The sequence below is a fragment of the Microbulbifer weihaiensis genome, from assembly GCF_048323715.1.
Classification (GTDB): domain Bacteria; phylum Pseudomonadota; class Gammaproteobacteria; order Pseudomonadales; family Cellvibrionaceae; genus Microbulbifer.
This window is the reverse complement of the sequence record NZ_JBLWFL010000001.1, coordinates 237,164-263,160: the sequence shown is the minus strand read 5'-3', so window position 1 is coordinate 263,160 and position 25,997 is coordinate 237,164. Positions and strand designations below refer to the sequence as shown.

The following is a 25,997-nucleotide window of genomic DNA, read 5'->3' as shown; positions in this document are numbered from 1 at the left end:
GGCGCAGCACCCTTAACGGGACTTTTCCCTGAAATGGGATCGGCTGAAAAGTGCCTGCTTTCTGGCCCCAGGGAATAGCAGCCCGTAAGCAATGTCACTACCGCCAGGCAGAGAAATGGATACCGCATGCATGTACCCATGGACTCCTCACTTTCTACAGGCCGACTTGACCCTGCTGTAACCTGTGTATCAGCGGTGCCAGTTGACGCTCGTAGCGTCGCCACTTGCCGATGGATGAGGTATACATGGGTTGCCGAACCTGAGCGGCACTGGCGGTCGCCGTCCCCTGCGCGCGGTTGCGGTGAAAATCCAGCACGGCGTCCTGCCAGCTCAGCCCGCAATACTCCAGCAGCTTGCGAGCCTCGCTTTCGGGGTTCTGCACCAGGGCTTCGTAATCCAGATCGTAAATACACCCGGGTATCACCCGGTGCCAATGGGCCATCAGATCGCGGTAAGCAAGGTAGTAGCGCCCCAGTTCGTCCAGGTCATAGGAAAATGGGTAAGCAGTTTTGAACAGAGTTTTATATATCGCGTAGCAGGTATCCATGGCACCGCGCCGCAGATGAATAATCCGCGCGCCAGGCAAGGCACGCTGGATCAAACCTGCGTAGAGAAAATTCATCGGATTTTTATCGATGATGATACTCGCGTGTCGCTGTGCCGCGCGTGCGTTCAACTGTTCCGCATAGCGCTGGCCCAGCCGGGCAAAATCCAGTTTGCCAGACGCCCGGACGAATGCAGGCTTGTCAGGAATTTCTGAAGTGCGCTGGGAAACGACCATTTCGGTGAGATAGCGGGCAAAGGTATCGGGCTCGCCCGCGGAAACCACGCCACTGGCCGCAGTAAGTATTCGATCGACCAGGGTAGTACCGGTTCTCGGCATACCGAGAATAAAGATAATGCCCTTGCCCTCTTCGCCCGAGTAACCCGAAGTGCGGAAGTATCCGGCATCGTAAGTCTCGCGAATGGCATGCATTACTGACAGGTCTTTATCCAGGTCATAGCGCAAACCAGCACGGCGTGCGGCACAACCCTGCGCGAGGAAGTGGAAACTTTCCTCAAAGTGGCCCAGATCTTCCAGCTCCTTGGCCAGGGCAAAGCTCAACTGCACACGCCCCTGCATGGGCAGTTCTCTGCTGGATATCAGAGCCTTCAGGGAATCGACATTATTGCGCTGCGGGGTCTGGGTACGCAGGTCACTGCGATTTTTGTACGCCTCCCAGTCCTGGGGTTTGCGGGCAATCACTCTGTTGTAAAGTGTTTCGGACTCATCCAGTAACCCCATGGCACGACAGGCCGATGCAAGGTTAAACAATAATTGTGGCTGATCCGGATCCAGTCTGAGCGCTGCGCGATACACCTGCAAGGCCTTCTCATGCTGCTCACACAATGCATAGATGTAGCCAGCCTGTGCCAGCAGAGTGACGTCGCTGCATGCCATCAGAGCGCTGTAGTCCAGCCGGGCAGCGCCGGCGATATCTCCGGCACGCAGCAGGATGGATGCCCGGTGCAGCATGACCGGGAGATAAGCCGGATGGCCTTGCGCAATCTTGCCCAGGGTTTGATTCAGTACCGCCAGTGCGCATTGCACTTCACCTTGGGCCAGCAGGATATCCGCCTGCAGACGGCCAGCGTTGATGACTTCCGATTCGAGCAACTGATTATGCTCTATCGCATCCGTTATCGTCACCAGCGCAGCTTCAAAGGATTTGTCCCTGAAAAGCTGTACGGCCTGCCGATACCTGCTTTGATCCTGATTACTGGTGACTGCCAAGGATTCACCCATCGTATAAAGTCAAAGTTTAACCACCCGAGACCTTAGCAGATCGCCTCAATCGCAGGAATAAAAAAGCCGGTCGAGTAGACCGGCCAAGCATTTCCCGAAAGGTCAGGAACTCTCCGCTTAGAAACGATAGGTCGCAGACATACCCAAGGTTCTGGGCATGGTGATAAAGCTGCTGGATGCGTCGTTGGCATAACTGTAGTTAAACCACTGCGACTGACTGCCGGCATAATTCTGGCCCCAGGTAGCCTGGGTACGCGCGCCGGTCACCCCGTCTTCATTCGCGATATTTTTTACGAACAGATCCAGGTTCCAGGCATCAGCAGAGAGAGAAACAGATGCATTGAGCAAAGCGAAACCATCGTGCGTGGCCGCCTCGCGCGGACTGCTCGACGCACTGTTTTCGGTTTCGGACTGGTAGTAACCATTCATCTGGTAATACATTGACAGGCCACTACTCAGTGACTGCAGGTAACCAATACGAGCAGTAACAGCATGCTCCGGAATTCCCGGCAAGGCTGATCCCGCCTCACGTGTACTGACAGTTTGCCCGGGGAAAAGAATATCCTCGGTCAGCTCGGCATCGACATAGGTGTAGCTGATGCCGCCATCCAGGGTATCGGTAAACTGCCCATTCAATGACAGTTCGAGCCCCTGGCTTACCGCTTCATCACCATTTACCACGACAAAGTACCCGGATACAGGGCCAGCCGTATTCAGCTGCACATCGTCCCAGTTCACCCGGAAAAGTGCGGCATTGTATTGGAGTCTTCTGTCCAATGTACCCTTGATGCCGATTTCGTAATTGTCGACGGTATCAGCCCCATAGCTCAGCAGGCCCGGATCTTCAGGGAATGGCCCCGACGTGGATACGGCATTGGCCCCACCACGGCGATAGCCCTGCGACCAGGTGGCATAGACCATATCGGTTTCCGTCAGGTCCACCGAGGTGTTCAGCTTGAAGATCGTATCGGAATCACTGAATGACTGATCAAACTCATCCAGCATGAACCAGAACGGCAGTTCGGCGCGGCTGTCGATTTCGGATTCCACATCGAACTTGCGCGCACCGGCTGTAACCTGCCAGCGATCGGAAACATGGTAGGTAAGCTCACCGAAAAAGGCTTTTTCGACATAGTTCATGTTGCGACTGTAACGCCAATCCACATCACTGGAGGTATCCATTAACCACCAGTAGGCATACCAGTCAGCGCCGGTTTCCGGCAGCCAGGGGCCTTCATCGAGCCCGGGGGCACCTTGCTCCAGCGATGCAACAACCCAATCATTCAGCCCGGGAGTCTCCGAAAGCTGGGTCATGCCGAAATTCTGATCCTGGTAGTAGGCGCCGAGGATCCAGTCAATTGCGCCTTCTGTATTCGATACCAGGCGCAACTCCTGCACCAGCGAACTGTCTTCGAACGTGCGGGTGGCACGGTTCAGCGGTCGCGGCGAGCCGGCATAGTAGAAGCCAAAACCGGCGTTGGCATAAAACCCGGTGTTGTCGGTCACCGCAGTGGAATCGTGATCGTATTGCGAGGTACTGGATGTAAGCGTGGCAAATCCGAGATCCACTTCGAGTTCCAGGCTAACGAGATCCAGTTCCCGCTCCGAGGGTTCCAAAATAAGACCGCCGAATTCATAGTCGTCCATGCTTTCGGTCTGCTGGCGTCGGCCACCGGCGTCACCTTCCTGGGTAAAGTAATCCAGTTGTGCCGAGAACTTCTCATTTGGCTCAAACCGCAGGCTGGCCCGCGCGTAATCTACGTTGACCTCATCGGCATCTTCGATGTCTTGATACAGTGCAGGGCTATTTACGACATCTGCAGGGTTCTCAAGTACCGGTACCGCGGAACCATCGAGTACATAAGCATTGGCGTAATCAATAATGCCCGCTCGTTTTAATGTCCCGAAAGACATTCGCGCCGCCAGCTTGTCCCCCATCGGGATATTGACGATGCCATCGACGCCGTGATTCCAGCCAGACGAACCCTCGGTCTGGCTGTAATAGCCGGAAACATTCGCCTCAAACTCTTCCATTTTCGGCGCGCGCTGAATGTACCGCACGGCGCCCCCGAGTGCGCCGGATCCATACAGCGTGCCCTGCGGGCCGCGCAACACCTCCACGCGCTCGATATCGCGCAGTGCCAGGCTGACAAACAACGGCGTATTGTTCAGGTAAGTGGCAACCGGCGGCGCAGCACTCAGCTGCACATCACCCTGGGTGCCGGCGTCAATGTTCACACCGCGCATCAGGATACCGTTCACCACGCCACCGGAGCGCCAGTCGCGGTCAATGTACTGCACCCCGGGCAGGGAGCGCATCAATTCCGATACGTCCTTGATATTCGCTTTTTCCAGATCATCCCCGGACACGGCGCTGATATTGTAGGGAACGTCCTGAATACTGGTATCCCGGCGTGTTGCGGTAACGATGATTTCTTCAACGCTATCCGCTTCCTGTGCGAATACAGCGTTTGGAACAGCAAACATCGTTCCCGCAGATACCGCGGCAACCGCGCCGGCCAATCTAGACTTGCTAAACCCCTGCTTGAACGTAGTTTTCATGATGCCCTCTGCTAGGTTTGGTTCTCGTATTGTGATTTTTTCGCCGGCCAGACAGCGCCCGCCTGTATGGGTTTTACTTGCCGGCACACCGCGACAACCTAGTGCCAGACAGTGTATAACGCCGTGACTCCTTACTTTTCATCCTTTGAGTGGAAACGGAATATTTGTAGTTACTCTGGAATTTTCAGCTCCCCAAGGTTTTCCAATGCCGCGGAAACAGCACCCTCTTCGTATTGGGGGTAGCGCACACGGCCATCGCGAAAACTTTTCAGGGTTTGGCCCAGGCCTTTCATACCGCGCTCGCGAACCTGCTCGACTTTTTCCACATCAATTTCAAACGCGATGATTTCTTCCTCGACACTTGCCTGATGGATCGTCTCCCCCTCTGGGCCGACAACCAGAGAATGGCCGACGCCTTGCGTGCCTGCGGAATTTACATCGACGATGTAACACTGATTCATCGAGGCACTGGCGCGAACAATAGAGAGTTCATCCTTGCGATCGATGGTGTCGGTCTTGGTAGGATGGATAATGACTTCAGCGCCCAGCCAGACCAGTGCCCTGGTGGTCTCCGGAAACCACATGTCGTAGCAGATGGACACGCCAAAGCGACCCACGCCGGGCACGTCGAATACGACAAATCGGTCACCACCGGTCACGCCTTTTTCATACGGCAGGAACGGGTATATCTTCCGGTAGCGTGCAACGACTTCACCGGAGGGTGCGATGACCGGTGTTGTATTGAATACCGCAGCGCCACATTTTTCATACATGGAACCCGGTATCAGCCATATACCCAGCTCTCGCGCGGTGCGGCAAAATGCATTTTCCTGCGGGGAAGGCAACTCGCAGGCATGTTGCGCACCCACGCCGCGCACTGCCAGCTCGCTCAGGACAACCATCTTGACCCATGGGTAGCGCAACTTGGTGCGCTGGATTTTCTGCAGCAACAGTTCGAGGTTGTCGACCTCGTCCAGCTTCAGCTGTAGCGCGGCGATACCGAAGGCACGGCGTTTATTACTCATCACTCATGGATCCCTGCTTAGCATCATCAGGACGCCTTGCGCCCGACCTGGTTCAATCTTGAACCAGGTAATCAACAAGCTATAGGTCCAGATTCGCGGGCCCAGCTAGTCCACCTTGGTTTTTTAGTCCCAAAATGACTGCAATCGCGGAAAGTGGCTCCATCCCCGAGCGTCAACTGGCACTATCCGCAGGCGTGTAATAAGTTAGCTTTGATCCGCAACAGGGCGGCGCGAATGCCGCACAGATAAACACCGAAGCAAGTTCCGGAGCAAATATGCAGGGAAACAGTGGCCAAGCACGCGCGGGCATAGATGCGCAGCCTGAACCGATGCAGATTCGCCGGCGCTTTCTGGTCAGTGACGGTTGGCTGGCGAGCCTCTTCCTGGCTTTTTTGTCATCGGCGGGGCTCTACTACGTCAATATCTTTCCCGTCATCGTCGACGCACTCATGGCCGGAGCCGGGCTATCCGCAGAGCAGGCAGGAAAAATCACTTTCTCGAACACGATAGGCGCAGTAATTGGCGCTTTCTGTATATCCTGGCTGATCCGGTATATCCCGCGCTGGAAGCTAACCGCAATGGCATTGCTGTGTGGCTCTATCGCCATGGACGTCCTGACTATCAAACTGGGAAACCTTGAATTGCTCATTCCCCTGCGGCTGCTGCATGGCATCCTCGGCGGAGCTCTGGTAGGGCTGGGGTTTGCGGTAATTGCACGCAGCGGTATCGCTGGCCGCAGCTACAGCATGGTGTTACTGGTGCAATACATAGGTGGCGCGATCGGTATGCTGCTGCTGCCACCACTGGTCAAACAGCACGGCACTTATGTGCCTTTTTATGCACTTATCTGCTTCAGTACAATTACACTTTTTATACTGCCGTTGATTGCCGAGTACCCTCTGCCTCAAGCAGGCGAGCCCACCTCTCGAGTGGCAAAGGCAGGTTCGGGGTACCAACGGCAGCTAGTGCCGATCGCAGTGACTCTTATCGCCCTATTCTGCTTTCAGCTGGCGAATATGGCCCTGTTTGCGTTTATCTTCGATCTCGGAAAGTCGTTTGAACTTTCTCTCGATTTCATCAGCCAGACCCTATTCTGGGCCAATTTGATTGCGATCAGCGGTGCTGCCTTGGCAGCGGTGACAGGACAGCGCCTGCCACTGGCCGGTCCGCTATTGGCGGCGCTGGTGATAACCATTGTCGGACTGGCACTGTTTGTATTCAGTAATATTCGCCCGGTGTTCATCCTTGCCAATGTGGTCACCGGAATGACCTGGGCATTCTGCGTACCCTATTTTCTTACGATGGCATCCCGTTTCGATGCCACGGGCCAGATGGGGGCCTTTGGCGGCTTTGCTTCGAAATCCGGCTTGGCCTGCGGCCCGCTGCTGGCCGGTTACTTTATTAGTGGAGGTGGCAGTTATACTCAGCTGGTACTGATCGCGACTGCTGTACTGCTACTGTGCCTGCCGGCTGTGGCAGCGGCAACGCGACTGGATCCGGTACCTGGCCAATCGTAACCGGCTTATCATCTGGCATACCCAAACGTTTATTTGATCCGGGGGAATACCTCCGGAAAACGTATCGTAGGCCGGCTACTCACTGGCGATGATCGCCGTATCGATCAATTTACCGGTTTCGCCAAACCATTTGATGCGATGCCCGTCGATAACCACATGGAAGCTGGCCCGGCGGCCGTAGGACCAGTTTCTCCACTGCCGCACCCATCGGTCACCATCCAGCCACCAACGCCCGGTATCGGTCTCATCAATATCCACATCGTTGCGCGAATAACCCAGCATGGTGCCATCCGGCCTCAGTTCGATTCTGTAATACTCGCCGAGAGTGTTGGTACCGAGCAAAACGGCACCCGGCATTTCATTAGCCAGGTTTTCGGCGGACAGGCGTCGTCCGATCGCGCAATGCAGGTTCTCCTCTGCAGCCTCCAGCTCGCCGTCGATCAGGTTTGCCAGAATCTTGATCCCGGCCTCTATCTTGCCGGTGTCAATCGCGGAGAAACCCAGTCGCACGGCATGCCCGTCGCCGACCGCTTCCAGGAGAAGGCCGTTCTTTTCCGCCAGTACTTGCAACTGATGGGCATCAATATGCTCAGGCAGCTCAAGCCAGCAACTGGTGCCACAGCTTGCCCTGCGGACCTTGAGCTTGGGCAGGTGATACATCAGGGCTTCACCAAGTGCCACCCAGCGCTCGCGCAACTGCTGGGTAATTCGGAACAGTGCAGCGTCATAGTGACCTTCTGCAATAAATTTCCCCAACATCCGCTGATTCAGTGCCGGAACCTTTTCCCGCAGCGTGTACCTTAATGCCCGCAGTCGCCGAATTACGGGCTTCGGTGCAACCACAAACGCGAGCTGCATCCCCGGATCAATAATTTTCGGAATTTGATACAGATAGATGACTGAGTTGCCCTGCTCCATACTCTTTAGTGGCGGCAGTGCATTGGCGTGGTAGCAAAAATCGAGTTCGCAGTCATTTTCAATAATCACAGCCTGCTGACTTTGAACCTGTTGCAGAATTTGCCTGCGACGCTCGAGACTTGTGGTAACGGCGGTGGGGTTCTGGACATTCGGCTCCAGGTAAACACAGTCCGCTTCATGCAGCCGGCCGTCGATAACAGGGCCATCGGAGTCCTGTCCCAGAGACAGCAGGTCGGCACCAGTACCCAGAAAAATATCAGCAGTTTCGGGGGCTGCGGGCGTCACCAGTGCGAGCTTGCGCCCTTTGCCGAGCAGCAATTCACCCAGAAGGTAACAGGCCTGATCCAAACCGCTGGCCAGCAGTAACTGGCCGGAATCCACATAAATTCCGCGCCGCGGCAAGAGCCGGGTACAAACCTGCTCAACCAGGAAACGGTCATCTTCATTGCTGCCAAGCGTTGCCCACTGTGCCACTTCCCGGGCACTGAATATATCCCGCGCGCACTCTCGCCACTCATTGCCAGGATAGAGCCGGGGATCGTATTCGTTGCTGACAAAGGGGAAGGGGTACTGCAACCAGTTCGCTGGTCGCGCCTGCAGCGCGCGACGGTTGACCGTAACCGGGTTGCAGTGCACACGCCAGAAACGTCGCTCAGCTTCGTCATTCACAGACGCGGCGGCGGGGCCGTAACTGATTACCCCCTGCTGAGGAATGGTATCGCTGACGAAAAAACCACTGCGTTCACGCGTAACCAGCAAACCGTCATCTACCAGCTGTTGATAAGCCAGCACCACTGTATTGCGGGCGACACTCAGCTGCTCGGCCATGCGGCGCGAAGAAGGCATCTTGTGCCCGGCGGGAATACTGCCGGAGAAAATGCCCTGTATCAGTTTTTCCCGTATCTGTGATTGCAGACTTTTTCCTGCATTGGGATCGAGGAAGATCAGTGCTTCACTCATATCGGGCTCTTGTTATTGTTTAGCTATGCCGAACCCAGTTTGCCCCGCACGTGGCGGCAAATCAATGTTGAGCGACGATGCTTTCTCGCCATGCGCAAACTATGCCAGTCGGTTGACGCCCGCGTAATTTACATTCGCGCCACCTTGCGCAGGCGAAATGACAGCCACACCAGGATCAGGCCAAACAGAATCGCGTATCCACCGATCAGCCACAGCAGCGCCAGCGCCCCCGCCCCGGGACTGACCAGCAGGGCCAGGCCAAACAGCACCGAGATAACGCCAGCGAGAATCAGCAGCCATTCGTGCTCGATCTCCCGGCGCAGGCGAACCGCGCCGATGATCTCGAATATCCCACGCACCAGCGCCCAGGCCCCGATAAAAATCACCAGCACCAGCGCCGTTACCTGTGGATAAATAAAAGTAACGATACCTGCGGCAATCCCGCTGAAGCCCACAAACAGCAGCCACCACAGCGAATAGCCGCGTGTTTCACCCCGGCCCTTGAAGGCTCCGTACAAGGCAATAACGCCATCCACCAGGGAATAGGCACCAAACAGGATAATCAGGCTCAGCAGGGAGATCCCGGGCCAGACAAATGTCAGCACGCCGAAAAGTATCGCGAACAGGCCGCGCACAAGCAGCACCCACCAGTTGTCGGCCAGCAGTTTCAGCATGGGCCGGGTGGCGAGCTCGATATCGGATGAGGGCATGGGAACTCCCGGCGTGTTGGTTCAGTCGCGCCGGGAGTTATAGGGTACAAATAATGCCGGGATTACACTTAAACGAAGTGCTGAACCTTGTTTTTATAACTGCGGCTCATCTTCAGGCGCTCACCATTGCTCAACACCAGGTGATATTCGCCATTGATATGCGCGCAGATTTCCTGCACCCGCTGCAGGTTGACGATGGTGGAGCGGTGGATACGCTGAAAAATTTTCGGATCCAGCTGCTGCTCCAGCTCCTTCATGGTAATGCGCATCACATGGGTTTCACCCTTGGCGTGTACGCACATGTAGTCACCGGCGGCATCGATCCAGTCGATCTCCCGCGCGGGAACCAGGGTAATTTTACCGGAATCCTTGATCGCAATTTTTTCCGGATAACGGCTGCCACCCAGCTCGCCTGCGGCCAGCCTTTCCTCCAGAACTTCCGGCGATTCCTGGGTAAGGTCTGCTACCGCCTCCAGCAGCTGTTCACGCTGGGCCGCCAGGTTTTCGCTGCCGAGTTTTTGCCGCACCCGATTGAGGGCAAGGCTGAGACGCTCTTCTTCGATGGGCTTCAGCACATAGTCCACCGCATTGATCTCGAATGCCTCCACCGCGTACTGGTCATAGGCGGTGACAAACACGATTTGCGGCAGGTCTTCCTGTGGCAACAATTGCACCAGTTCCAGCCCACTCACTCCCGGCATCTGGATATCGAGAAAGACTACATCCGGGTGCAGCGCGACAATCTGCTCCAGGGCTTCGCGCCCATTGCTGCACTCGGCAATCACCTCGACACCGCCAAGGTGCTCCAGGCGCAGGCGCAGACCGCGGCGGGCCAGGGGTTCGTCGTCAACGATGATGGTCTTGAGAATGTCACTGCTACCGGTCATGTGTACTTACCGTTTATTGAATTCGAACTACATCTCGTGGCTCAGGCATCCTGCTCGAACGGGATTCGCAGGTTTACCGCCAGCCCGCCACCGGGCAGGTTGCAGAAGCGGGTTTTCTGCTCGTCGCCATAAAGCGCGCGCAAGCGCTCACAGGTATTGCGGATACCGACGCCGCTGCCCTTGCCCAGCCCCGCCAGTGCCGCCTCTGAAACCCCGGGGCCATTGTCACTTACCTCGATCAGCAGCTCACCGGCAAACACCCGCGCACGGATATTGATCTCACCACCCCACTCGCGCTGGGAGATGCCATATTTGATCGCATTTTCCACCAGAGGTTGCAGCAGCAGACTGGGAACCAGGCCCTTTGGCGCATCCCCTTCCAGATCCACGTTGACCTGCAGGCGATCGGCGAAGCGCACCTTCTCGATATCCAGGTACAGCTCCAGCGCCTCGACCTCCTTTGCCAGGGTGACCTTCTGCATCGGGTCGTTGTCCAGCGAGTGACGCAGGAACTGTGACAGGCGGGTCACCATATTGTTGGCGGTCTTCCCGTCCTGATCCAGAATCAGGGTCGAAATGGCGTTCAGGGTATTGAACAGGAAATGCGGGTTGAGCTGGTAGCGCAACATCTTCAACTGCGACTGATGCGCGATGGACTCCGCCTTCAGGGCCTTTTCCTGCTGCAGCAGAGAGGCCTGGTAATACTTGATGCCGTAGTAAAGCGCCGCCCAGGTCATGTAAATCAGGAACGAATAGGAGAACCAGTACACCCCGAGCACGACCGGGTGTTCCTCGCTCTCCTTGCCGTACAGCCACAGGGAACCGCCGAATTTGATCGCTGCCCACAGCGCCGCAGCCAGTATCACCACCAGCAGCGAGCCTGTCAGGCGCGATGCTGCCGGTTTGTCCCACAGCCTCTGGAATCCACGGCGCATGGCTTCGGATATGGCGATACCGGATGCGGCTGCCACGGCGATATAGCCGGTGTAGAGCCAGTGATTCTCCACCCAGAAAAAACCGCCAATGAACGTCAGCAGGGTATAACCGCCCCAGCCGCTGCACTGTAGCGCCCAGTATTGGCAGCGCTGGGAGGCGAGCTTGTCTGACAGCCAGCTGAAAACCGAAGTACCCATAAATCTCCATAAACGGCGCAGAAAGTGCGCCAATCTGGGAAAATAGACTAAACGACCGGTGCCGCCGGCGAAATACCACCAAACGCATCAGACAGACAGATTGCCGCAGATGGCGCGATCAAACCGAGGGGAACGCGGATGAAGTACTGGCTTTTCAAGTCGGAACCGGATGAATACGGCCTGGATGACCTGAAGGCAGAAACCGGGCAAACCGGTCGCTGGGACGGCATCCGCAACTATCAGGCACGCAACTTCCTACGCGACCAGGTGGCCGAGGGCGATGGCGTCCTGTTCTATCACAGTGCCTGTAAAGTCCCCGCCATCGTGGGCACTGCCAGGGTAGTCCGGGCCGCCTACCCGGATCCGGCGCAGTTCAACCCGGAGAGCAAATACTTCGATCCCAAGGCCAGCACAGATAAACCCCGATGGTTCTGCGTCGACATCCAGTGGCAAAGCCAGTTTGCGCGCCCGGTGCCACTGGCAGAGATCAAGCGGGATCCGGCACTGGCCGAGATGGTACTTGTGAAGCAGGGGCGCCTGTCGATACAGCCAGTGGCCGAGCCCGAGTGGCAGTATTTGATCGCGAGGGGCAACAACGGCCACAACGTCGGTTAAACCAGCGGTTCACACTGCCGTGCTAGAGCGGATCCTGTATACCGGTCGGGTAACGAGACTGCTCGGGCGAACCAGCGCACGAGCATCCCAGCTCGCCTTTGGATGTTTGCCACTGCCGGTAGTTCTCAGGGCGGCATTGCATACGTAGTGACTCACACTGCGCGCCATAGCGTATGCGGCTGTCAGTCGCCTGCTCCAGCGCTATGCGCCCCAAAGTGTCACAACCGGAAATGCCAAAAGCCAGCAGCAGCGTGGCGAATATTTTCCCTTTCATCGAATAAATCCCTTTCAAAATTGGGTGGCAGACCCGGCAAGTCAGATAAATTCCGCGATCTCCTGCAAAGGTTTTTTGCCGATTGCGGGAACCTGTACGCCGTCCGCCGGCAGCCCCGCCACCACAATCATATAGGGGCGCTCGGAGTCGGGGCGTTTGAGGATCCGGTTCAGAAATTTCATCGGGCTGGGGGTATGGGTGAGGGTGGCCACACCGGCATTGTGCAGGGCCGCCAGCAGCATCCCGGTGGCAATACCGACCGACTCCGAGGTGTAGTAATTCTTACGCTGTTCGCCGCCTTCAGCCGCAGAGAACTTTTTCAGGAAGATCACGATCAGGTAGGGGGCAGTCTCGAGAAATGGCTTATGGGCATCGGTGCCCAGCGGCGCCAGGGCATCCAGCCACTCGTCAGACGCGCGGCGCTGGTAGAACTCCCGCTCCTCTTCTTCCGCCGCCAGGCGAATCTCGCGTTTTACTTCCGCAGACTCCACCACGCTGAAATGCCACGGCTGCATGTTAGCGCCGCTGGGGGCGCTGCCGGCAGTGCGCAGTGCGTCCTCGATCACACTGCGCGGCAGCGGTTGCGCGGAGAAATCCCGCACCGAACGCCGGCTGCGCATGTGCTGGTAAAACGCTCGTGCCCGCGTGGCCATGTCAGCTTCGTCGAGTCGTTGGAAAGCGAGAGGAATAAATCGCCCGGCTTCCTGTTCGGTTCCGGCCATCACACCACCCCCTTGGTACGTGCGATGAACAGGCTGAGCAGGGACAGCGCCGTGAGGACACCGACGATCACCGCCAGCAACATGAGGGGGCGGAATGGCTTGCGCTCCACATCGTTATGACCGCTTTGCAGGTACTGGTCTACCCTGGCCTGGTCTTCGGCTGAGAGTTTTTTCGCGGCAACAGCGTGATCTTTTTCTGTCATGAGGGTACTGGCCTCAGGCTTTTTTATTGTGATGCCCCGAGTCTATAAGAGACGCCATAACGAAAAAAGCCCCGCTAGGCGGGGCTGATCAGCAGATCAAATTCAGGGATGTCGTCGCCGAAAATCAGAACAGGTCTTCTTCCACGTCCATCAGGGTGGCGCTGCCGGCGAGTACGCTGGTGGCCAGCGCCGTGGCCTGCGGCAGCAGACGGGCAAAGTAGAAGCGTGCGGTTTTTACCTGTCCGCGGTAGAAGTCGTCCGCTTCGGCCTGCGGCAGTGCAACGCTTGCCGCTTTCGCCCACATGTAGGCGTAAGCCACATAACCGAACAGGTTCAGGTAGTCCACGGAAGCTGCGCCCGGCGCGTTGGGGTCGGTCTTGGACGCTTCGATCACCGCGGCGGTCACGTCTTTCAGGCGCTGCAGCTCGGTCGCCAGCGGCTGGATGAATTCCGCCAGGGCTTCGTTATCGCTGTTGGCATCAATGAACGACTGCACGTCTGCGGCGAACAGATCAAAGAAGGCGCCGCCGTTGGCCACGGTCTTGCGGCCGATCAGATCCAGTGCCTGGATACCGTTGGTGCCCTCGTAGATCTGGGTGATACGCACGTCGCGCACCAGCTGCTCCTGGCCCCACTCGCGGATATAACCGTGGCCGCCGAACACCTGCTGGCCGATCACGGTGCACTCGAGGCCCTTGTCGGTGAAGAAGGCCTTGGCCACCGGGGTCAGCAGCGCCACCATGGCTTCTGCGTGCTGTTTTTCCTCACCCTCGCCGAACTTGGCGATATCCAGCCACTTGGCCACATAGGTGGACAGGGCGCGGCCACCGCCGATGTAGGCTTTCTGGGTCAGCAGCATGCGGCGCACGTCCGGATGCACGATGATCGGGTCTGCAGCTTTTTCCGGCTGCTTGGCACCTTCCGGGGAGCGGCTCTGCACGCGGTCGCGGGCGTATTCGATGGCACTCTGGTAGGAACGCTCGGAAGCGCCCAGGCCCTGAATACCTACACCCAGGCGCTCGTAGTTCATCATGGTGAACATGGCGGCGAGGCCCTTGTTCACTTCGCCCACCAGCCAGCCCTTGGCGCCGTCGAAGTTCATGGCGCAGGTGGCGGAAGCCTTGATACCCATCTTGTGCTCGATGGAGCCACAGCTCACGCCATTGCGCTCGCCCAGGCTGCCGTCTTCGTTGACGAGTATCTTTGGTACCAGGAACAGGGAGATGCCTTTCGGGCCCTTCGGCGCGTCCGGGAGCTTGGCCAGTACCAGGTGAATGATATTCTCGGACAGGTCGTGGTCACCGCCGGTAATGAAGATTTTGGAGCCGGTGATGCTGTAGCTGCCGTCTTCCTGCGGCTCCGCCTTGGTGCGGATGATGCCCAGGTCGGTACCGGCGTGCGGCTCGGTCAGATCCATGGCGCCGGCCCAGGTGCCGGCGTACATGTTCGGCAGGTACTTTTCTTTCAGCTCCTGGGTAGCGTGGGCGTCGATCGCCAGGCAGGCGCCGTTGGTCAGCACCGGGTAGAGCGCGAAGGAGATGTTGGCGGCACAGATCATTTCTTCCACCTGCGCACCCAGCATTTTCGGCATGCCCATGCCACCGAATTCCGGGTTGCCCACCAGAGCGCCCCAGCCGCCTTCGCAGTAGGTGGCGTAAGCTTCCGGGAAGCCCTTCGGGGTAGTCACCACACCGTCGTTCCAGTGGCAGCCTTCTTCGTCACCGGAGCGGTTGATCGGGTCGAGGGTATTGGCGGCGACCTTGGCCATCTCTTCGAGGATGGCATCAGCCGTTTCGCGGTCGGCGGTTTCCGCCAGCGCTGGCAAGCGCGCCCACAGCTTGTCTGCCTCAAATACCTCGTGCAGTAAGAAATTCATCTCGCGCAGTGGCGCCTTGTACTCGGCCATGGTCTCGCTTCTCCAGAATCTTGAGATCAATCAGTTGTTTCAAACAATTGTTTGAATCTAGGGCCAAGGCATGCCTAAGTCAAGCCACCCGCAGGAATACGGGCGCTTGGTCAGTCGTTTTCAGAAGGGACGAGTAGTTGCCCCGGGCCCGATTTCTCGGCCACAGGGCGGGGTATTGGGCGGATTACTCCGCTTCTGGCTGATCGGCCGCCGGCAACAGTGGAGACAGGTCCAGCAGGGCCGCTGCATTGCGGTAGTCTGCCTGCTCATCAAACGGCAGCACCCCGAGACAGGGTGCCGGCAGCAGCGCGCGCAGGGTGCCCAGGTTTTCCTCGGCCCGCGCCATGCCGGCCTCGCGCACGAAGTTGCCAACCCAACCCGCCAGTTGCAGGCCGTCGCGGCGGATGGCTTCGGCGGTCAGCAGCGCGTGATTGATACAGCCGAGCTCCATACCGACGACCAGGATGACCGGCAATTGCAGGGTCCGGGGCAGATCCGAAAGCATCGTGCGCGGCCCCAGAGGCACACGCCAGCCACCCGCGCCCTCGATCACCACAAAATCGGCGGCACTGCTCATCACGCCTCGACAGACACCGGCGAGCCTGCCGGCATCCAGGTTCTTGCGCGCCTCCATTGCCGCGATATGCGGCGCAATGGCGGGCTCCAGCGCTACCGGGTTCACCTGCTGATAGGGCAAATCCAGGGTCATGGCCTGCTGCAGGGTCAGCGCATCGCTGTTGCGCAGCCCCTCTTCGGTGAGCTCGCAGCCGGAGGCCACCGGTTTGACCGCAGCCGTCTGCAGTCCACGCGCTGCCGCCGCCTGCAGCAGCGCAGCGCTGACATAGGTTTTGCCGACTTCGGTATTGGTACCGGTCACGAAAAACGTGTGGGTCACGGAATCTTCCTCTATCAATTCAGTCTTTTTTCTTGACGCCTCTTTAAACGTCGCCTACGTGATGATAAATTGTCCATCTAGAGCAATATTTGAACACCCCTCTTCACGAAGAGCCATCGGGGTTAGGAAAATTGCCTAATAAGTGCCCCGACTCTGGTCTGGGCAGACAGCCTAAGACAGCGCTGTCATAACGCATTTGCGTGTTTAAGTCGCACCGCGCAACCAGTGTTCCCCCGCCACCTCGGCAGGAGCCTTGGCGCGCGAGAGCAGGGAAGCTGTTTTTGCCCCGGAAACCCTTTGATAACCGTCGAGAGCCATGCGATACATAAAACTGAGTCTGATTGCCCTGCTTCTTTTGCCGACCCTGGCACTTGCCAAGATCCAGCCTGTGGATGAAGTGGTCGTGTACAAATCCAAACACCTGATGCAGCTTAAGCGCGCCGGCAAGGTCGTGAAAAGTTACAAAGTGGTATTTGGCAAGAATCCCGTGGGGCATAAACAGTATGAGGGTGATTCGCGCACGCCAGAAGGCCGCTACACCCTGAACTGGAAAAAGAAAAACAGCACCTATTACCGGGCTATCCAGGTTTCCTACCCGAACGCTGCTGACCGCGCACGGGCGAAAAAGATGGGTCGCAGCCCCGGTGGCGCGATCATGATTCACGGCCAGAAACCGCACTGGAAAGGTATCGAAAAATACCTCACGCGGATGAACTGGACCGATGGCTGTATCGCCGTCACCAACCCGGAGATGGACGAAATCTGGGCCATGGTCAATACCGGTACGCCGATCGAAATCTTCCCCTGAGTCGGGTTCAGTCCCGGGCCTGCCGCGCCGCGGCGGGCCCTCCCGCCTGCGCTGCGGCCGGTCCCTGCGGTAGTTCCATCGCCTCTCGGGCGAGCTGCAGGTAAAGCACTTCATAAGTCGCCGGTAATCCCGCAGCCCCCCTGAAGTGATCATAGGCGTCCGCCAGCTTGCGCAGGCGCGCGCGCCCCAACAGCCCCCTTCCCGCGCCGCGGTTCACATTCTGTGCGCCAATGCTTTTCAGCTCACGCATCAGCGCCGTGACACTGTCAAAGTGCAGCACGCGCATCTCGCTTTCGAGCGTTGCCCGCAAGCCCGCGCCCTGCGCTGAGTTCAGCCAGTCGGCCGCCGGCAGGAAACGGTTCACATGCACCCCGTCATCCACCCGTGCCCAGCTGTCCTTGAGTTCATGCAGGGTACCGGGGCCGAGGGTCGAAATGAGTGCCCGCCCGCCCGGCGCGGTAATGCGGCGAATTTCTGCAAACAGCTGCGGCAGGCGATAGCACCACTGCAGGGCGAAACTGGAGAACACGAGATCAAAAGAGTCATCCGCCAGCGGCAGCTGTTCGGCATCCGCGGCGATATAGGCATCCGCTTGCGGCCGGTGGTCTCGCGCATAGGCCAGCATTTGCGGGGCAATATCGAGGGCGATGATCTCCGCCTGCGGGAAGCGCCGGCGCAATAGCGCGCTGCCAAACCCGGTGCCGCTGCCAAGATCCAGGATGCGCCGCGGCTGCCCGCCGCCAAGCGCGTCGACCCGCCCCAGCAGTTGTCGGCAGACCGCCCGCTGCAGGTGGGCGGCGGCATCGTAACTGGCCGCTGCCCGGCCAAAGGCCCGGGCCACTGCGGTCTTCTCCAGGGGCGCTTGATCCGGTTCCGCCAGCATGCGTTTCAGCAGTCCCGCCACTGCGCCCGGATTGCCGAGGTGCGGGCAGTGTCCCGCGCCCTCAACAATCTCGACCTGGCAGCCCAGCCCGCGCAGCTGCGCCGCAGCCTCCACCGGCACCAGCGCATCTTCAGCGCCGAAAATGTGCAGCGCCGGCACGCTCAGCCGGGACAGGGCTGCACGGTTATCCAGCTGGCCAAGACATTCCAGCGCCGGATCCCAGCTTGCGGGTACGGTTTCCGGTTGCCAGCTTTTGAGCATTTTCAGCAGGCTGCGCATGGCGCTGTCGCCGCGAGCCTGCAGACCACAAAAGCGCTGCCAGTTTTTTACCGGGTCACTGCGCTGGGCACTGCAGAATTGTTCAAACACCGCCGGCGCCATGCCGGGCCAGGTTTCGCGGGCGACAAAGCAACCATTCGCAGCAATGGTCACCAGCGCGCGCACCTTGTGCGAGCGCGCGGCCAGCTGCGCCGCCAGCATCCCACCCAGAGACCAGCCGACCAGCAGACAGTGTTCAGGCAGCTCGGCCTCGAGTTCCGCCAGCAGGGTTTCGGTATCGGGCCAGCCGTCTGTGGCGCGTTTCCCGAAACCCGGCAGGTCAATGCAGTGGCACGCCTGAGCCACTCCTGCGAGTTCGCCAAGCAGTGGCGCCCAGCAGCGGCTGTCACCTCCCCAGCCGTGCAGGAACACAATGTGCTCTATTTGGGCGCTCACTCAACCTCCCCGGCACTTTCCGGCCTGCGAATTTCATTCAGGGCGACAACCAGCGCACCCAGCAGGCCGTCGATCTGTTGTTCGAAATGGGCCGCCGACAGGGTAATCCGCAACCGCGCCGTGCCGGCCGGAACCGTGGGTGGACGAATGGCACCGACCAGAAAGCCCCGCTGCTGCAGGTGCTGCGCCACGGCGAGCACGGTTTCCTCACTGCCGAGCACGAGGGGCTGGATGGCACTCAGGGAATTTTTCAGTGGCAGACCGAGCGCGCCTGCGCGCGTGCGGAAATATTCAATCCGGTTTTGCAGGACCCGGCGCAGCGGTTCCCGCTGCATCAGCTCGATTGCGGCCAAATTGCCCGCCGCCACCGCAGGCGGCATTCCCGTGGTGTAGATGTAGGTACGCGCAAACTGGGTGAGATAATCGATCAGGTCTCTGGAACCCGCCACGAAGGCACCGCCATTTCCAGCCGCCTTGCCCAGGGTGCCCATGATTATGGGCGCCGAGTCCTGATCCAGGCCCGCAGCGGCGGCACTGCCTGCCGACGGGAAAGCGTCGCTGCCCATGACGCCAAAGCCGTGGGCTTCATCCACCATCAGCCACGCATTGTAGTGCGCGCAGAGCCGGGCCATCTCGGCCAGTGGCGCGGTGTCGCCATCCATGCTGTAGACGCCGTCCACCGCCAGCAGGATTTTGCCGTCACCGCGGTCGCGCGCCCGCTGCAGCTGCCGCTCCAGCCCCGCGAGATCACTGTGGCCGAAGCGCAGGTACTGGGCGCCACTGAGGCGACCGCCGTCAATCAGGGAGGCGTGGTTGAGTTTGTCCTGCACCACAAAGTCCCCGCGACCGACGAGCGCGTTGATCACGCCGACATTCGCCATATAGCCGCTGCCAAACAGCAGCGCCGCGTCGCGACCGGTCACTTCCGCAATTTTGTCCTGCAGTTGCTGGTGGATGGCGAAGTGGCCATTGACCAGGTGCGAGGCCGTGGCCCCGGCACCCAGCCCGGCACCCCGCTGCTGCGCGGCGATCACCTCGGGATGGGTGGCAAGACCCAGATAGTCGTTACTGCTGAAGGTCACCAGCTCGCGACCGTCCACCACCGCTACCGGCCCCGGTGCGGCGTCCAGAATCTTGTGACTGCGGTACAGCTGTTGCGCCCGGCGTTCGGCCAGGCGCTCGCGCAGGAAGGCTTGCAGGCTGGAGGTCAAAACCGCTGACCCGAATTACGCCTTGGCGGCGTCGTAGAAGAACGGATCATTCTGCTGTTCGGCAATCTGCGCCTGCAGCTCGGCTTCCACTGCCGTCTCGTCCTCGTACTGCTGGTACTCCTCGGGTTTGATGCCGAGGCGGGCAAACAGCTGCATATCCTTGTTGGCTTCCGGGTTGCCGGTGGTGAGCAGCTTCTCGCCATAGAAAATGGAGTTGGCACCCGCGAGGAATGCCAGCGACTGCATCTCGTCGTTCATCGACTCGCGACCGGCCGACAGGCGCACGTGGGATTTCGGCATCATGATGCGGGCCACGGCGATGCAGCGGATAAATTCGAACGGATCCAGATCCTCGTTTTCCGCCAGCGGTGTACCCGCCACTTTTACCAGCATATTGATCGGCACAGACTCCGGGTGCTCGGGCAGGTTTGCCAGCTGCATCAGCAGGCCGGCGCGATCCTTTTCCCCTTCGCCGAGGCCAATAATACCGCCCGCACAAACTTTCATACCCGCTGCGCGCACATTGGCCAGGGTATCCAGGCGATTCTGGTAAGTGCGGGTCGTAATGATCTCGCCGTAGTATTCCGGCGAGGTATCCAGGTTGTGGTTGTAGTAATCCAGGCCGGCGTCCGCCAGGTCTTTCGCCTGCTCATCGCTGAGCATGCCGAGGGTCATGCAGGTTTCCAGGCCCAGCGCTTTGACCTCGCGCACCATCTGGGTGACGTAGGGCATGTCCTTGTTTTTCGGCGAGCGCCAGGCCGCCCCCATGCAGAAGCGAGTGGCACCGCTGGCCTTGGCTGCGCGCGCCTCCTCGACCACCTTTTCCACCTTCATCAGCTTTTCGCGCTCAAGGCCGGTATCGTAACGGGCGCTCTGGGGGCAGTAAGTGCAGTCTTCCGGACAGGCGCCGGTCTTGATGGAACACAGGGTGCTCACCTGAACCCGGTTGGCGTCAAAGTGTGTCCGGTGTACCTGCTGCGCGGTGAACAGCAGATCGTTGAACGGCAGCGCGAACAGGTCGAGCACCTGCTGGCGAGTCCAGTCGTGGCGGATAGTCGCTTCGGGAATTTGCTGGGTGGCAGTCACAGGGATTACTCTCCTCGGGGGCCGCGAGACTTATTGGTCATTATCTGGCCGGGGATCGAAGGTTGAAGGCCTGCCAGTGTAGCGGTGGCCCAACCGCTGTCAACCAAATGAACCACAAATGGTTTACAGGTCATTTTTACGGATCGTCAGGGAGGGACTCCGGCGTGTTCGCTTATATTTCGGGCCAGCTGCGGCGAAGCCTGACTCACTGTGTACTGTGCAACGCCGGAGGCGCTGACGCCTGCGGCACCTGCACGCCGTGCCGCCAGGAACTCCCGCTGCTCGGGCACGCCTGCCGGCTGTGTGCGCTGCCGCTGACCGGCGGCGCTGACACCCTGTGCGCCCGCTGCCAGCAGCAACCGCCGAGCAACCACCGCTGCCACGCCTGCTGGCTCTACGCCTACCCGATCGCGCAGCTGATCCAGCGCTTTAAATATCGCGCAGACCTCACCGCCGGGCGCACCCTGGCCGAGGTCGCAGCGCAGCAACTGCTGCCACCTGTCGCCGATGACCAGCGCCCGGATGTACTCGTACCCATGCCACTGCACTGGCGCCGCCAGCTCGTGCGCGGCTACAACCAGGCGCAGCTGATTGCCGATATTTGGGGGCGACATTGGCAGCTGCCGGTGAAGGCCCGGATGCTCCGTAAAACAGCGTTTACCGGCAGCCAACAGCAGCTCAAGCGCAGTGAGCGCCTGAAAAACCTGTCCCGGAGTTTTCGCGCATCTGCAGACGTTAAAGACCTGCATATTGGCCTGGTGGACGATGTGGTCACCACCGGCGCCACCGTTGAAGCGGCCTCTGCGACCCTGCTGGCCGCCGGTGCGCGACTGGTGAGTACTTACGCGCTGGCCAGAACGCCCTAAGCCTTTTCCAGTCTGGCCCAGCATCTACCTGGTACTTGGGCGCCGTTTTCTAGACCAGAGTGCCCCTTGGCGTCACAATACACGCCCTTCGTGGCCGAGTGATCACTGCGTATACAGGCTGCTAACGTTAAAGTAGAAGGTCGCCCGGCCGTGGCCAGGCGCGACACACAGGATGAAGTAATGATGAGTGAATACAAAATGCCCCGCGGCATCGTCATCAGCGGCACCGGCCTGTGGACGCCGCCAGAAGCGATCAGCAATGAAGAACTGGTAGCTGCACTGAACACCTACGCGGACAAGTTCAACCGCGAGCACGCCGCCGCCATCGAAGCCGGCGAAGTTGAGGCCAAGCCGCACTCCTCCGCCGAGTTCATCGAGAAGGCTTCCGGTATCAAAAACCGCTATGTGATCTCCAAAGAGGGCATCCTCGATCCCGAGCGCATGCGCCCCTACCTGCCGGAGCGCGCCGACGACGAGCTGTGCCTGCAGGCGGAAATGGGCCTGAAGGCCGCACGCCTGGCAATGGAAAAGGCCAACAAGCGCCCGGAAGACATCGACGCCGTGATTGTCAGCGCGTCTTACCTGCAACGCTCCTATCCGGCCATCGCCATCGAGATCCAGGGTGCACTGGGCATCGACGGATTCGGCTTCGACATGGAAGTGGCCTGCTCCTCCGCCACCTTTGCCCTGCAGCGCGCCGTAGACGCGGTGAGCTCGGGCTCCGCGCGCGCGGTTCTGGTGATCAATCCGGAACTGGCCTCACCGCAAGTCGACTACACCGACCGCGACAGCCACTTTATTTTCGGTGATGTCGCCGTGGCCAGCGTGATCGAGCGCCGCGAAGGCTGCAACGCGGAAACGGCCTGGGAAATTCTCGGCACCAAGGCCAAGACCGTGTTTTCCAACAATATCCGCTCCAACTTCAGCTACACCTCCCGCGCCGCGGATGTGGATCCGTTCGGCCCAGGCAAGCTGTTCCGCCAGAACGGCCGCAAGGTGTTCAAGGAAGTCTGCCCGATGGCCGCCGCGCACCTGGAAAGCCAGGTGGAAGAGCTGGGCATCGAGCCCAAGGCCATCAGCCGCTGGTGGCTGCACCAGGCCAACATCAACATGAACCAGTTGATCGCGAAAAAACTGATGGGCGATGAAGCTACTCCCGAGCGCGCGCCCATCGTGCTGGATCGCTACGCCAATACCGGTTGTGCCGGCTCAGTGATCGCGTTCAACCTGCACAGCGACGACCTGCCGGTGGGCAGCAAGGGCGTTATCTGCTCCTTTGGTGCCGGCTATTCCATCGGCAGCCTGGCGCTGGAAAAAATCGCGGTTTGAGCCCCCGTGGCACCGGGCGCGGGAATTCAGCGACCACTGAATACCCGCGCCACAGGCCCCGGCCAAGCCGGGAATCGCGGAAGGTGGCCGTCTGCGGATCGCCATTGAGAAACACCACCGGCGTTGTTTGATTGTGCTGCCAGGTACGGCGCGTTAGCATGCGCTTCCCAGCCGGCCACAAGCGCGATGTACGACATGTCAGATAGCCAGCACCCCTACGATTCCCTGACGCCAGATACCGTAATCGACTGTGTGGAAAGTGTCGGCCTGCTCTCCGACGCGCGCATTTTCCCCCTCAACAGCTACGAGAACCGCGTCTACCAGGTCGGGATCGACGAATCCCAGCCATTGATCGCCAAGTTCTATCGCCCGGAGCGCTGGAGCGATGCGCAGATCCGCGAAGAACACCAGTTTTCCCGCGAACTGGCCGAGGCCGAGGTATCCGTGGTGGCCCCGCTGGAAATCAACGGCGACACGCTGCACGAAGCCCACGGCTTCCGCTTTGCGCTGTTCCCACGCCGCGGCGGCCGCCAGGTGGAGCTGGATAACTTCGACCACCTGGAACAGGTAGGCACCATGCTCGGGCGGATTCACGCCATTGGCGCCGCACGCCCGTTTGAACACCGCCGCGCGCTCTCGCTCGAGACCTTTGCCATCGAAAGCCGCGAGTTCATCCTCAGCGGCGATTTCCTGCCGCGGGAGAACCGCGAGGCCTACGAAACCGTCAGTGCCCACGTGCTCGAGCAGATTGCGCCGGCATTCGAGCGCGACTGGCAGACCCTGCGGCTGCACGGCGACTGCCACAGCGGCAACTTCCTGTGGCGCGACGATACCCCCTGGTTTGTCGATCTCGACGACTGCATGCAGGGGCCGGCGATCCAGGACATCTGGATGCTGATCTCCGGCAATCGCGCCGAGCAGACCGCCTATCTCGACGCCGTGGTGGAAGGCTACGAGACTTTCCACCCTTTCGATCCGCAGCAGCTGCAACTGGTCGAGCCGCTGCGTTGCCTGCGCCAGATGCACCACGCCGCCTGGCTCGCGCGGCGCTGGCAGGATCCGGCGTTCCCGATGGCATTTCCCTGGTTTAATACCCCGCGCTACTGGGCGGAGCACATAGTCGCGCTGCGCGAGCAGCTTTCCATGCTGCAGGAGCCGCCGCTGACACTGGGCGCGGTGTAACCGCGCTACGCTCACGCGAAAGGAAGGAGTACAAAATGGAAGATACCCAAACCGGGCTGGATCAGGACGCACTGTGGGACAGCATCCGCCGGGACGTGGCGGTACAGGTTGAGCGGGAACCGATTCTCGCGAGTTTTCTGCACGCCACCATTCTCAATCACACCACGCTGGAAGCCGCCCTCAGCTTCCACCTCGCCAACAAGCTCGACAGTGCCGTGGCACCGGCACTGCTGATCCGCGAGGTGATCGACGAGGCGCTGCAGGCGGATCCGGCCATCGGCGCCGCGGCCCGCGCCGACCTCGCCGCGGTGGATCAGCGCGACAGCGCCTGCCACTCGCTTTACGAACCCTTCCTGTACTTCAAGGGTTTCCACGCCCTGCAGGCGTGGCGCGTGGCCCACTGGCTGTGGCTGCAGAACCGCCGCTCGCTGGCGCTGTTTTTACAGCACCGCATCTCGGTGGTGTTCGCGGTCGACATCCACCCCGCCGCGCAGCTCGGGCAGGGCATCCTGCTGGATCACGCCACCGGCATCGTCATCGGCGAAACCGCGGTGGTGGAAGACAATGTGTCGATCATGCAGTCGGTCACCCTTGGCGGCACCGGTAAAGAGTCTGGCGACCGTCACCCGAAGGTTCGCTGCGGTGTACTGATCGGTGCCGGTACTAAGATCCTCGGCAATATCGAGATCGGCCGCTGTTCGCAGATCGCCTCCGGCAGCGTGGTGCTCAAGCCGGTACCCGAGAAGTCCCTGGTGGCGGGAGTGCCCGCGAAAGTGATTGGCGTGGCCAGTTGCGACCAACCGGCACTGTCAATGAACCAATGTGCCCTGTCGCAGGTCGATCAGTTGGGCTGAATTTACTGACAGCTCCGCAATCCACCCAATACCGCGTCCCTGCGGCGGAGCTATCCTGTAACCATGAAATACAGTCTCAGTGCCAAAAATCTCGTCTGCCGCAATCTGGAAAACCGTGCCGGATACTGCGCCGACCTGCTCAACCCCAAACAGAGCAAGGAAATCACCGGCCTGCTGCGCACCGATAGCGGCCTGCTTTCCACCCGCTTTAACCAGGTTGTGAGCAACGCTGTGGCACTGCCGCGCATTCTCCAGCGCTTTGTGGTGGATTACTTTGCCGAACGCCACAGCCCCTTTTCCCTCTGGCACTGTGCCAGCCGGCCGCTGGACGAAGAAGCCCTGAAAGAAATGGGCCTGGTGGAGCAGCCCCCGCTCATTGCGATGGCCGCGGAAGTCAAACAGCTCGCAACGGACGGCAAGCCGCTCGCGGATCTCGAGATCCGTGCGGTAGCCAACGCGGAGGATCTGCTGTCCTTCGGTGAGTTGATCGCAGAAATACACGACAGTCCGCGGGAGCGGGCGCAGGTGAAAAAGTTTTACCAGCATGTCTCCACGCTGCCCGAGCACAAGTACAGCCGCCTGAAGTTTTATCTCGGCCTGTTTCAGGGGCAGCCTGTCGCCACCGGCAGCCTGTTTTCTTCTGCCGATGCCCTCGGCTTTTACGACCTGGGCACCCTGCCGGAATTCCGCAAGCGCGGCATCGGCACCGCCATGTTCCAGCACTTGCTCGGCGAAGTTATCCACAGCCACCACAAACACACGGTGGCACTGGTGGATGAGGAGCAGCAGGATCTGTGGCTGAATGCCGGCTTTTACGCTGTGGGCGAAGTAACACGCTTCGACTTCGCCCCCGAGCGCAGTGGCGCGCACGTGCCCAACTCTCGCCAGGGCGCTAACGGAAATAGCCCGGACCGCGGTGGCGAAAACAGCTGACCCCAGGCCGGGTCACCC

23 protein-coding genes are annotated in these 25,997 nt (G+C 59.6%); 8 read left to right on the top strand and 15 right to left on the bottom strand.

All coding sequences use genetic code 11. The features are described from left to right. Nucleotides 1–154: 154 nt before the first annotated feature. The 3 genes from ACNKU7_RS01135 to ACNKU7_RS01125 all read right to left on the bottom strand — a co-directional run bounded on the left by ACNKU7_RS01135 (nucleotide 155) and on the right by ACNKU7_RS01125 (nucleotide 5,373). Nucleotides 155–1,774 (bottom strand): tetratricopeptide repeat-containing sulfotransferase family protein, encoded by a 1,620-nt coding sequence (locus tag ACNKU7_RS01135; protein WP_418295113.1) that lies wholly within the window; start codon nucleotides 1,772–1,774, stop codon nucleotides 155–157. Between the two features lie 129 nt (nucleotides 1,775–1,903). Next, complete coding sequence (locus ACNKU7_RS01130; RefSeq protein WP_418295112.1) at nucleotides 1,904–4,348, bottom strand: TonB-dependent receptor; 2,445 nt, start codon at nucleotides 4,346–4,348, stop codon at nucleotides 1,904–1,906. 170 nt (nucleotides 4,349–4,518) lie between these two features. Beyond that, nucleotides 4,519–5,373, bottom strand: a complete 855-nt coding sequence (locus ACNKU7_RS01125; protein WP_418295111.1) for a carbon-nitrogen hydrolase family protein — start codon at nucleotides 5,371–5,373, stop codon at nucleotides 4,519–4,521. Nucleotides 5,374–5,648: 275 nt separating this feature from the next. On the opposite strand from ACNKU7_RS01125, the gene ACNKU7_RS01120 reads away from it, so the two are divergent. After that, a complete protein-coding gene (locus ACNKU7_RS01120) occupies nucleotides 5,649–6,890 on the top strand; it encodes an MFS transporter (protein WP_418295110.1) in 1,242 nt (413 codons plus the stop codon). A 75-nt stretch (nucleotides 6,891–6,965) separates the two neighbouring features. Here the strand turns inward: ACNKU7_RS01120 and ACNKU7_RS01115 are convergent, their stop codons facing one another. From ACNKU7_RS01115 to ACNKU7_RS01100, 4 genes are all read right to left on the bottom strand, one after another. Continuing rightward, a complete protein-coding gene (locus ACNKU7_RS01115; RefSeq protein WP_418295109.1) occupies nucleotides 6,966–8,768 on the bottom strand; it encodes an aminotransferase-like domain-containing protein in 1,803 nt (600 codons plus the stop codon). A gap of 128 nt (nucleotides 8,769–8,896) precedes the next feature. Further along, entirely contained in the window at nucleotides 8,897–9,478 is a 582-nt protein-coding gene (locus ACNKU7_RS01110; protein ID WP_418295108.1) for an HdeD family acid-resistance protein, read from the bottom strand. A 68-nt stretch (nucleotides 9,479–9,546) separates the two neighbouring features. Continuing rightward, the gene (locus tag ACNKU7_RS01105; protein WP_418295107.1) at nucleotides 9,547–10,365 is read right to left on the bottom strand and encodes a LytR/AlgR family response regulator transcription factor; all 819 of its coding nucleotides are present in this window, start codon (nucleotides 10,363–10,365) and stop codon (nucleotides 9,547–9,549) included. Nucleotides 10,366–10,406: 41 nt separating this feature from the next. Then, nucleotides 10,407–11,498, bottom strand: coding sequence for a sensor histidine kinase (locus ACNKU7_RS01100; RefSeq protein ID WP_418295106.1), 1,092 nt, complete (start codon nucleotides 11,496–11,498; stop codon nucleotides 10,407–10,409). Nucleotides 11,499–11,636: 138 nt separating this feature from the next. Here ACNKU7_RS01100 and ACNKU7_RS01095 point away from each other — a divergent pair, with 138 nt between their 5' ends. Further along, a complete protein-coding gene (locus tag ACNKU7_RS01095) occupies nucleotides 11,637–12,113 on the top strand; it encodes an EVE domain-containing protein (protein ID WP_418295105.1) in 477 nt (158 codons plus the stop codon). Between the two features lie 22 nt (nucleotides 12,114–12,135). On the opposite strand, the gene ACNKU7_RS01090 is transcribed toward ACNKU7_RS01095, so the two are convergent. The 5 genes from ACNKU7_RS01090 to bioD all read right to left on the bottom strand — a co-directional run bounded on the left by ACNKU7_RS01090 (nucleotide 12,136) and on the right by bioD (nucleotide 16,113). Further along, nucleotides 12,136–12,387 carry a hypothetical protein gene (locus tag ACNKU7_RS01090; RefSeq protein ID WP_418295104.1) on the bottom strand — a complete coding sequence of 84 codons (252 nt, stop codon included), beginning with the start codon at nucleotides 12,385–12,387 and terminating at the stop codon, nucleotides 12,136–12,138. Between the two features lie 41 nt (nucleotides 12,388–12,428). Then, nucleotides 12,429–13,109 carry a nitroreductase family protein gene (locus ACNKU7_RS01085; RefSeq protein WP_418295103.1) on the bottom strand — a complete coding sequence of 227 codons (681 nt, stop codon included), beginning with the start codon at nucleotides 13,107–13,109 and terminating at the stop codon, nucleotides 12,429–12,431. After that, nucleotides 13,109–13,312, bottom strand: coding sequence for a DUF3094 family protein (locus tag ACNKU7_RS01080; protein WP_418295102.1), 204 nt, complete (start codon nucleotides 13,310–13,312; stop codon nucleotides 13,109–13,111). Before ACNKU7_RS01080 ends, ACNKU7_RS01085 begins: the two co-directional genes overlap by 1 nt. Before the next feature lie 124 nt (nucleotides 13,313–13,436). Beyond that, on the bottom strand, nucleotides 13,437–15,218 hold the full coding sequence (locus ACNKU7_RS01075) for an acyl-CoA dehydrogenase C-terminal domain-containing protein (RefSeq protein WP_418295101.1): 1,782 nt from the start codon (nucleotides 15,216–15,218) through the stop codon (nucleotides 13,437–13,439). Nucleotides 15,219–15,402: 184 nt separating this feature from the next. Continuing rightward, complete coding sequence (bioD, locus tag ACNKU7_RS01070) at nucleotides 15,403–16,113, bottom strand: dethiobiotin synthase (RefSeq protein ID WP_418295100.1); 711 nt, start codon at nucleotides 16,111–16,113, stop codon at nucleotides 15,403–15,405. Between the two features lie 316 nt (nucleotides 16,114–16,429). Here bioD and ACNKU7_RS01065 point away from each other — a divergent pair, with 316 nt between their 5' ends. Continuing rightward, nucleotides 16,430–16,921, top strand: coding sequence for a L,D-transpeptidase family protein (locus ACNKU7_RS01065; protein WP_418295099.1), 492 nt, complete (start codon nucleotides 16,430–16,432; stop codon nucleotides 16,919–16,921). A gap of 7 nt (nucleotides 16,922–16,928) precedes the next feature. Here ACNKU7_RS01065 and bioC read toward each other — a convergent pair whose 3' ends face one another. From bioC to bioB, 3 genes are read right to left on the bottom strand one after another with little or no spacing between them, the layout of a single operon-like run. Continuing rightward, entirely contained in the window at nucleotides 16,929–18,518 is a 1,590-nt protein-coding gene (bioC, locus tag ACNKU7_RS01060) for a malonyl-ACP O-methyltransferase BioC (protein ID WP_418295098.1), read from the bottom strand. Next, a complete protein-coding gene (gene bioF, locus ACNKU7_RS01055) occupies nucleotides 18,515–19,729 on the bottom strand; it encodes an 8-amino-7-oxononanoate synthase (protein ID WP_418295097.1) in 1,215 nt (404 codons plus the stop codon). Before bioF ends, bioC begins: the two co-directional genes overlap by 4 nt. A gap of 15 nt (nucleotides 19,730–19,744) precedes the next feature. Continuing rightward, nucleotides 19,745–20,815: a biotin synthase BioB gene (gene bioB, locus ACNKU7_RS01050; RefSeq protein ID WP_418295096.1), complete on the bottom strand. Its 1,071-nt coding sequence runs from the start codon at nucleotides 20,813–20,815 to the stop codon at nucleotides 19,745–19,747. 164 nt (nucleotides 20,816–20,979) lie between these two features. Between bioB and ACNKU7_RS01045 the strand changes: the two genes are divergently transcribed. The 5 genes from ACNKU7_RS01045 to ACNKU7_RS01025 all read left to right on the top strand — a co-directional run bounded on the left by ACNKU7_RS01045 (nucleotide 20,980) and on the right by ACNKU7_RS01025 (nucleotide 25,979). Beyond that, nucleotides 20,980–21,681: a ComF family protein gene (locus ACNKU7_RS01045; RefSeq protein ID WP_418295095.1), complete on the top strand. Its 702-nt coding sequence runs from the start codon at nucleotides 20,980–20,982 to the stop codon at nucleotides 21,679–21,681. 183 nt (nucleotides 21,682–21,864) lie between these two features. Beyond that, entirely contained in the window at nucleotides 21,865–23,010 is a 1,146-nt protein-coding gene (locus tag ACNKU7_RS01040; protein ID WP_418295094.1) for a beta-ketoacyl-ACP synthase III, read from the top strand. A gap of 195 nt (nucleotides 23,011–23,205) precedes the next feature. Then, nucleotides 23,206–24,192 (top strand): serine/threonine protein kinase, encoded by a 987-nt coding sequence (locus tag ACNKU7_RS01035; RefSeq protein ID WP_418295093.1) that lies wholly within the window; start codon nucleotides 23,206–23,208, stop codon nucleotides 24,190–24,192. A gap of 35 nt (nucleotides 24,193–24,227) precedes the next feature. Then, nucleotides 24,228–25,046, top strand: a complete 819-nt coding sequence (gene cysE / locus ACNKU7_RS01030) for a serine O-acetyltransferase (RefSeq protein ID WP_418295092.1) — start codon at nucleotides 24,228–24,230, stop codon at nucleotides 25,044–25,046. Nucleotides 25,047–25,109: 63 nt separating this feature from the next. Next, nucleotides 25,110–25,979 (top strand): GNAT family N-acetyltransferase, encoded by an 870-nt coding sequence (locus ACNKU7_RS01025; RefSeq protein WP_418295091.1) that lies wholly within the window; start codon nucleotides 25,110–25,112, stop codon nucleotides 25,977–25,979. Nucleotides 25,980–25,997 lie beyond the last annotated feature (18 nt).

Bases quoted from the DNA above. Each gene is read 5' to 3' on its own strand.
- ACNKU7_RS01090 (WP_418295104.1), bottom strand. From the start codon at position 12,387: ATGAAAGGGAAAATATTCGCCACGCTGCTGCTGGCTTTTGGCATTTCC.
- ACNKU7_RS01110 (WP_418295108.1), bottom strand. From the start codon at position 9,478: ATGCCCTCATCCGATATCGAGCTCGCCACCCGGCCCATGCTGAAACTG.
- ACNKU7_RS01115 (WP_418295109.1), bottom strand. From the start codon at position 8,768: ATGAGTGAAGCACTGATCTTCCTCGATCCCAATGCAGGAAAAAGTCTG.
- ACNKU7_RS01100 (WP_418295106.1), bottom strand. From the start codon at position 11,498: ATGGGTACTTCGGTTTTCAGCTGGCTGTCAGACAAGCTCGCCTCCCAG.
- ACNKU7_RS01125 (WP_418295111.1), bottom strand. From the start codon at position 5,373: ATGAGTAATAAACGCCGTGCCTTCGGTATCGCCGCGCTACAGCTGAAG.
- ACNKU7_RS01075 (WP_418295101.1), bottom strand. From the start codon at position 15,218: ATGGCCGAGTACAAGGCGCCACTGCGCGAGATGAATTTCTTACTGCAC.
- ACNKU7_RS01080 (WP_418295102.1), bottom strand. From the start codon at position 13,312: ATGACAGAAAAAGATCACGCTGTTGCCGCGAAAAAACTCTCAGCCGAA.
- ACNKU7_RS01085 (WP_418295103.1), bottom strand. From the start codon at position 13,109: ATGGCCGGAACCGAACAGGAAGCCGGGCGATTTATTCCTCTCGCTTTC.
- ACNKU7_RS01095 (WP_418295105.1), top strand. From the start codon at position 11,637: ATGAAGTACTGGCTTTTCAAGTCGGAACCGGATGAATACGGCCTGGAT.
- ACNKU7_RS01120 (WP_418295110.1), top strand. From the start codon at position 5,649: ATGCAGGGAAACAGTGGCCAAGCACGCGCGGGCATAGATGCGCAGCCT.
- ACNKU7_RS01105 (WP_418295107.1), bottom strand. From the start codon at position 10,365: ATGACCGGTAGCAGTGACATTCTCAAGACCATCATCGTTGACGACGAA.
- cysE (WP_418295092.1), top strand. From the start codon at position 24,228: ATGGAAGATACCCAAACCGGGCTGGATCAGGACGCACTGTGGGACAGC.
- ACNKU7_RS01025 (WP_418295091.1), top strand. From the start codon at position 25,110: ATGAAATACAGTCTCAGTGCCAAAAATCTCGTCTGCCGCAATCTGGAA.
- ACNKU7_RS01130 (WP_418295112.1), bottom strand. From the start codon at position 4,348: ATGAAAACTACGTTCAAGCAGGGGTTTAGCAAGTCTAGATTGGCCGGC.
- ACNKU7_RS01035 (WP_418295093.1), top strand. From the start codon at position 23,206: ATGTCAGATAGCCAGCACCCCTACGATTCCCTGACGCCAGATACCGTA.
- ACNKU7_RS01065 (WP_418295099.1), top strand. From the start codon at position 16,430: ATGCGATACATAAAACTGAGTCTGATTGCCCTGCTTCTTTTGCCGACC.
- ACNKU7_RS01040 (WP_418295094.1), top strand. From the start codon at position 21,865: ATGAGTGAATACAAAATGCCCCGCGGCATCGTCATCAGCGGCACCGGC.